1 protein-coding gene and 1 pseudogene are annotated in these 5,564 nt (G+C 71.1%); both read right to left on the bottom strand.

What is annotated here, in order from left to right; genetic code table 11:
* The coding region (locus ACIRS4_RS36090) for an amino acid adenylation domain-containing protein (protein WP_404204169.1) at positions 1-5,219 on the bottom strand (5,219 nt) is incomplete at its 3' end.
* 153 nt (positions 5,220-5,372) lie between these two features.
* Positions 5,373-5,558 (bottom strand): annotated as a pseudogene (locus tag ACIRS4_RS36085) (AMP-binding protein); the annotation flags it as partial.
* Positions 5,559-5,564: the final 6 nt, after the last annotated feature.

Raw genomic sequence — 5,564 nt, 5'->3', positions numbered from 1 at the left:
TGCGCCTCGAACAACTCCGGCAGCGAACCGGAAACCACCTCCGCAGCCGTGTCGTTCCACTCACTCACCACGCGGTGACGTTCGACCTCGTCCAGCAAGTCCAGCGTGCTCAGGCGTAGCTCCGGGTCCGCGGCCAGGCGCTCGATGACCCGTACCCAGCGGGCCACGAGCCGCTCGGCGGTCTCCGCGTCGAAGAGGTCTGCGGAGGCGACCACCGAACCGCGCAGCCCCGCCGGGGCGCCGCTCGCGTCGTGGGTCTCCGCCACCGACGCGTCCAGGTCGAACTTGGCCGCCGATGCGCCGACCGCGAAGCCGCCGGCCCGCACACCTCGCAGGTCGAGGACCGCCTCCGCGTTGTTCTGCACCTGGAGCATGACCTGGAACAGGGGATGCCGGGCCATGGACCGGCTCGGGGCCAGTTCCTCGACGAGCCGCTCGAACGGCACGTCCTGGTGCGCGAAGGCCGACAGGCTCGTCTCCCGTACGCGGCCGAGCACGTCCCGGAAGGTGGGGTCGCCGCTCAGGTCCGTCCGCAGGACCAATGTGTTGACGAAGAAGCCGACCAGGTCGTCCAGCGCCTCGTCCGTCCGGCCCGCGTTCGCCGAACCGATCGGGATGTCCGTGCCGGCGCCCAGTTTCGACAGCAGCATCGCAAGGGCGGCCTGCAGCACCATGAACGTGGTCACGCCTTCGGCCCGCGCCACCTGAACCAGGCGGGCGTGCACGTCCGCCGGAACGGTCAGGGCGACGTCGTGGCCCCGGTGCGAGGGCACCGGCGGCCGCACTCGGTCCACCGGGAGCTGAAGTTCCTCGGGTGCGCCTGCCAACGCCCGTCGCCAGTAGTCGACCTGGCGGGTAATCAGGCTTTCCGGGTCGGACTCCTCGCCGAGAAGCTCGCGCTGCCACAAAGCGTAGTCCGCGTACTGCACCGGCAGCGGCGTCCACGTGGGGGCCCGCCCCGCACACCGCGCCGCGTACGCGTCCGACAAGTCGCGCGCCAGCGGGCGCTTGGACCAACCGTCGCCGGCGATGTGGTGCATCGCCACGACGAGCACCCGCTCGTCGTCCGCGGCGGTGAACAGCGAGGCCCGGAAGGGAATCTCGACCGCGAGGTCGAAGGCGTGACCGGCCGCCGCGGCGATCGCGCCCGCCAGCTCCTGCGGAGCGACCTCGACCAGCGGCAGGTCCCACGCCAGCTCGTCGATGTCGACGATCCGCTGGTGCGGCTCGCCGTCGGCGACCTCGAAGACCGTACGCAGCACCTCGTGCCGTCCGAGCACGTCCCGCAGAGCCGCCTCCAGGGCCTCGTGATCGATGTCGCCTTCGAGGCGCAGGGCGACCGGGACGTTGTAGGCCGCGTTCGGGCCTTCCAGCTGACCGATGAACCACAGGCGGCGCTGGGCGAACGAGAGCGGGACCCGTTCAGGGCGCTCTCCTGCCGTCAGGGCCAGTCGGGCCTGTCCTGCGTCGGTCAGGCCGGCGGCGAGGCGGGCCACCGTCGGGGCCTCGAACAGTTCGCGGATCTCGACCTCGACGCCGAGGACGGAGCGGATCCGGCTGACCAGGCGCACCGCGAGGAGCGAGTGGCCGCCGAGCTCGAAGAAGTCGTCGTCGACACCGACTTCGGGAAGTCCGAGGACTTCGGCGAAGGCCATGCAGAGGATCTCTTCCTGGAGCGTGGCCGCCCGGCGTCCGCCGGCGGACAGCGAGGAGGAGTAGTCGGGTGCGGGCAGGGCCCTGCGGTCGAGCTTGCCGTTGCCGGTCAGCGGCAGCGTGTCCAGGACCACGACCGCGGACGGGACCATGTGCTCCGGCAGTCGCTGGCCGGCGAACTCGCGGATGAGAGCGGGCAGTTCGTCGTGGAGTTCGTCGATGTCCGTCGGGACGACGTAGGCGACGAGTCTGCGGTCGCCGGGGGCGTCCTCGCGGGCGATGACGGCTGCCCGGTCGACCAGCGGGTGTCCGGTCAGGACGCCCTGGACCTCGCCGGGCTCGATCCGGTGACCCCGGATCTTCACCTGGTCGTCCGCCCGCCCGAGGAAGACCACCTGACCGTCGGCCGTCCACTTGGCCCGGTCGCCCGTCCGGTACATCCGCTGCCCCGACTCGAAGGGGCTGGCGACGAAGCGTTCGGCGGTGAGGCCGGGGCGCTTGACGTACCCCCTGGCCAGCTGGGCCCCGGCGACGTACAGCTCACCGGCGACACCCGGCATGACCGGGCGCAGGTGCTGGTCCAGGACGTAGAAGCGGGTGTTGGCGATCGGGGTGCCGACCGGGACCGTCTCGCCCGCGACCTTCTCAGCGGTGAGCCGGGTGGTGGCGACGCCGATCGTCGTCTCGGTGGGGCCGTAGTGATTGTGGATCTCACGCTGCCCTGCGGCGCCGACCAGCTCCCGCAGCCACCCCGGGGACGCGGCCTCACCGCCCAGGACGAGGGACCGCGCCGGTAGCACCCCCTCCATACCGGCCGTCGACAGAGCGGCCAGGTGAGAGGGCACCGCCTTGAAGTGGTCGATGCGGTGCCGCGCGAGATACGAGGCCACCGCCTGCGGATCGGTGACCGCGCCCTCGTCGAGGATGTGCAGCTCACCGCCGCTGGCCAGGCTGGCGAACACCACCGTGTTGCCCAGGTCCGTCGCCTGCGCCTGCAACAGCGCATAGCGCGCACCCTCACCACCGAAGCCCAGACGCTCCGGCACCGAGGCGAAGTAGTTGGCGAGCCCGCCATGCGTGACCGCCACACCCTTGGGCCGGCCCGTCGAACCCGACGTGTAGATCACATACGCCAGCGACTGCGGGGGAACTAGGCGCTCTGGGCGCTCCGTCGAGGCCGCCGCGAGCTGCATCGCCACGAACGCGTCGTCGAGGGCGACCAGGCGCGAACGCCCGGCCGGCAGCTCGTCCAGGATCTCCTCGGTCGTCAGCGCCAGTGCCGCGCTGCTGTCCCTGAGCATGAAGGCCACCCGGTCCGCGGGCTGCGCCGGGTCGATCGGCAGATAACCCGCGCCCGCCTTCCACACACCCAGGATCGCCGCGATCATGTCGACGCCACGCGGCAGGCACAGACCCACCACCGACTCGGCGCCGATGCCCTGGCTAATCAGATAGTGCGCGATCCGGTTCGCCCGCGCGTCAAGCTGCGCGTACGAGATCTCCGTACCGTCGCTGACGATCGCGACGGCGTCCGGAACGGCGGCCGCCTGCGCCTCGAACAGCTCGTGCACCAGGGCAGGCCGGTCGTCGGCCGCCGTGGCGTTCCAGTCGGCGAGCACCCTGCGGCGCTCGTCCTCGGCCAGCACGTCCAGGCTGGTCAGGCGGCGGCCCGGGTCCTGCGAGAGGACGTCGAGGAGCATGGTCCACGCGTCGGCGATCCTGCCCGCCCACGCGGCGTCGAACAGGTCGGCGGCGACGGTGACCGAGCCGCCGAGGCCGGCCGGGACGCCCTCCGCGTCGAAGACCTCGGCGACCATGACGTCCAGGTCGAACTTCACGGCCGTTCGGCCCGAGGCCGCCGAGTCGTCGGCGCCCGCCGCGCCCGCCCGCACACCGGGCAGGTCGAGGACGGCGTCGATGGTGTTCTGGAGAGTGAGGACGGTCTGGAAGAGCGGGTGACGGGCCATGGAGCGGGTCGGAGCCAGCTCCTCCACCAGCTTCTCGAACGGCACGTCCTGGTGGTCCATCGCCGCCAGGCTCGTCCCTCGTACCCGGTCCAGCACCTCGCGGAAGGTCGGGTCGCCGGACAGGTCCGCGCGGACGACCAGGGTGTTGATGAAGAAGCCGACCAGGTCGTCCAGCGCCTCGTCCGTCCGGCCGGCGTTCGCCGAACCAATCGGGATGTCATGGCCGGCGCCCAGTTTGGAGAGCAGGGTGGCCAGGGCGGCCTGCAGGACCATGAACACGGTCACGCCCTCGGTCCGCGCCATTTCGACGATCCGCTGGTGCACCTCGGCGGGGACGTTCAGCGGCACGCTGTGGCCCAGGTGGGACGCGACCGCCGGGCGCGGCCGGTCGAAGGGGAGCTCGAGCTCCACGGGTGCGTCCGCCAGCGCCTCGCGCCAGTAAGTCACCTGACGGGAAATCAGGCTCTCCGCGTCCTGTTCGTCGCCGAGCAGTTCGCGCTGCCACAGCGCGTAGTCGGCGTACTGCACCGGCAGCGGCTCCCACTCCGGGGCCCGGCCCTCGCGGCGCGCCGCGTAGGCGACGGAGACGTCCCGGGCGAGCGGGCCCATGGACCAGCCGTCTCCGGCGATGTGGTGGACGACGACCACGAGCACCTGCTCGTCCGGTCCTGCGTCGAACAGCCAGGTGCGGATGGGAGCTTCGACCGAGAGGTCGAACTCGTACCTCTCCGCCTCCCTGATCGCGGCGGGCAGGTCCGCCGGCGCCACCTCGGCCGCGGACAGCTCCCAGGCGAGGTCCTCCAGGTCCAGGATCCGCTGGTAGGGCTGTCCGTCGGCGACCTCGAAGACCGTACGCAGCACCTCGTGGCGTCCGATCACGTCGTGCAGGGCCGCGCCGAGCGCGTCGCGGTCGACCCCGCCCGAGAGCCGCAGGGACACAGGCACGTTGTAGGTGGCGCTGGGGCCTTCCAACTGGCTGATGAACCACAGGCGTTGCTGGGAGAAGGAGAGAGGGACGCGTTCGGGGCGCGTACCGGGGCGCAGCGCGGGACGTGCGGCCCTGGCGCCGGCGAGACGGCTCGCGAGGGCGGAGACGGTCGGCGCTTCGAAGAGGGTGCGCAGCGGCACCTCGACGTCGAGGACTTTGCGGATGCGGCTGATGAGGCGGACGGCGAGCAGGGAGTGGCCGCCGAGGGCGAAGAAGTCGTCGTCGACGCCTACCTGTTCGAGTCCGAGGACCTGGGCGAACACACCGCAGAGGAGTTCTTCGCGGGCTGTGGCGGGGCCCCGGCCGGCGCCGGTGACGTATGCGGGGGCCGGCAGCGCCCTGTGGTCCAGCTTGCCGTTGACGGTCAGCGGCAGCGCCTCCAGGACGACCACCGCCGACGGGACCATGTGAGAGGGAAGGCGATCGGCTGCGAACTCACTCACCCGAGACGGCAGTTCCGCTGTGTCGTCATCGGGGACGACATAGGCGATCAGTCGTGGGTCTCCGGGCACGTCCTCACGGACCACGACCGCGGCCCGCGCGACCCCCGGGCACCCCGCCACCACCGAACGCACCTCGCCCGGCTCGATACGGAACCCACGAATCTTCACCTGCTCATCCGCACGCCCCACGAAGACCAGCTCACCCTCACCGGTCCAACGCACCACATCACCCGTGCGATACAACCGCCCACCAGCACCACCGAACGGATCAGCGACAAACCGCTCCGCCGTCAGACCAGCACGCCCCACATAACCACGCGCCAGCTGAACACCACCCACATACAACTCACCCGCAACACCCGCAGCCACCGGCCGCAAAAACTCATCCAGCACATACATCCGCGTATTGGCCACCGGCGAACCGAACGACACCACCCCCACCCCGTCCGGATCCACCGCACCCACCGCAGTGATCACCGTCGCCTCGGTCGGCCCATACGCATGCACCAACCT

Origin of the sequence: Streptomyces sp. NPDC101166, from assembly GCF_044768125.1 — a bacterium.
GTDB lineage: Bacteria > Actinomycetota > Actinomycetes > Streptomycetales > Streptomycetaceae > Streptomyces.
Note: the sequence above shows the minus strand (reverse complement) of the source record. Positions and strands in the feature narration are given on the sequence as shown.